The following is a 1,861-nucleotide window of genomic DNA, read 5'->3' as shown; positions in this document are numbered from 1 at the left end:
AAGGGGGGGGGGGGAAAAAGAGTGGACACCGGGGGGGGGGGGGGGGGGGGGAGGAGGGGGGGGGGGGGGGGGGGGGGGGGGGGCTCCCCCCCCCCCCACCACATGTCCCATGCCTGTGTACTGACTGGGGGTCAGCGATGGTGCCCCGGCACCGGCCGGGGCCTTCGGGTCAGGGGGCCTTGCCCACGCCGGCCGCGCCGCCCGCGTCGACCTCGGCCACGTCGCCCTCGAGGACGGCGCCGGTGCCCTTCTTCGACTGCCGGAGCCGCTTCTCCAACGCGGAGGCCAGCGTGGTCAGGGTGAAGTTCACCGCGATGTAGATCAGGGCGATCACGACCATGGTCGCGATCGTGTTGCTGTAGTTGGCGGAGATCTGCCGGTTCATCGACATCAGGTCGGCGAAGCCCAGGAAGGCGCCGCCGAGTGCCGTGTCCTTGAGGATCACCACGAGCTGGCTGACCAGCGCGGGCAGCATCGCCGTGACGGCCTGCGGGACCAAGACGTACAGCATGGTCTGACCCTTGCGCATGCCGATGGCCTTGGCGGCGTCGGTCTGGCCGCGGGGCAGCGACAGGATGCCGGCCCGGACGATCTCCGCGATGACCGAGGCGTTGTACAGGACGAGGCCCGTGACAACGGCATACAGCGGCCGCAGGTCGGAGCTGACGGTGCCGAGCATTACATACAGCGCCGAGCTGAAGATCATCAGGATGAGGACCGGGATGGCGCGGAAGAACTCCACGACCGCGCCGACGGGTACGCGCACCCAGGCATGGTCCGAGAGCCGGGCGATACCGAGGATCGCGCCCAGCGGCAGGGCGATCACCATGGCGATCAGACCTGCCTTCAGCGTCTCGCCGAGGCCGGGCAGAAGGAACGTCGTCCAGACCTGGCTGTCAGTGACGAAGGGGGTCCACTTGTCGGCGTCGAGCTGGTTCTTCTCCGCCATCCGGGCGAGAATCCACCACAGCGCCAGCGCGACAAGCACCGCGAAGACGCCGGTGTAGATCCAGTTGCGGAACTTGGCCTTGGGGCCGGGGGTGTCGTACAGAACGGAGCTCATCGCTTCACCGCCACTCGCTTGGCCACCCAGCCCAGAAGCAGGCCGGTGGGCAGGGTCAGCAGGACGAAGCCGAGGGCGAAGACCCCGAAGACCGCGAAGAGCGAGTCCGCCTCGTTCTCCAGCATTTCCTTCATCAGCAGGGCCGCTTCGGCCACGCCGATGGTCGCCGCCACCGTGGTGTTCTTGGTGAGGGCGATCAGCACATTGGTGAGCGGTCCGACGACCGCCCGGAAGGCCTGGGGCAGCACGATCAGAGTGAGCACCTGGAAGAAGCTCAGACCCAGCGCACGAGCGGCCTCGGCCTGGCCGACGGGCACGGTGTTGATGCCCGAGCGGAGCGCCTCACAGACGAAGGTGCCGGTGTAGGCGATCAAGCCCAGGACTGCGAGGCGAAATCCGATCTCCTTGGAGTTCCCGCCCGCGAGCGTGATGCCCAGGGTCTGGTCCAAGCCCAGCGAGCAGCCGAGCACCAGCAGGGTCAGCGGAGTGTTGCGCACGACGTTGACGTACGTCGTGCCGAAGGTCCGCATCAGCGGGACCGGACTGACCCGCATGCCGGCCAGCATCAGGCCCCAGATCAGGGATCCGATCGCCGAGTAGAGGGTGAGCTGCACCGTCACCCAGAAGGCTCCGAGCACGTCGTACTGCCCGGAAGTAAGAAAGTCGAACACGTTGCCCTGCGCTCTCCCCAGGATGGCCGGTGAGGTGGGGGGGGGGGGGGGGGGGGGGGGGGGGGGGGGGGGGGGGGGGCGGGGGGGGGGGGGGTTTTGTGTTTTTGGTGTTGGTTGTTGTATTGTT

At 68.2% G+C, this 1,861-nt stretch carries 2 protein-coding genes; both read right to left on the bottom strand.

Annotation, left to right across the window (positions count from 1 at the left end; genetic code table 11):
* Nucleotides 1-169 precede the first annotated feature (169 nt).
* On the bottom strand, nt 170-1,063 hold the full coding sequence (locus ACZ573_RS13930; protein WP_471303236.1) for an amino acid ABC transporter permease: 894 nt from the start codon (nt 1,061-1,063) through the stop codon (nt 170-172).
* Complete coding sequence (locus ACZ573_RS13925; RefSeq protein WP_471303233.1) at nt 1,060-1,734, bottom strand: amino acid ABC transporter permease; 675 nt, start codon at nt 1,732-1,734, stop codon at nt 1,060-1,062. Before ACZ573_RS13925 ends, ACZ573_RS13930 begins: the two co-directional genes overlap by 4 nt.
* Nucleotides 1,735-1,861: the final 127 nt, after the last annotated feature.

This window comes from Streptomyces sp. NPDC040545 (assembly GCF_055595065.1).
This window is presented reverse-complemented; position numbering and strand designations above follow the sequence as displayed.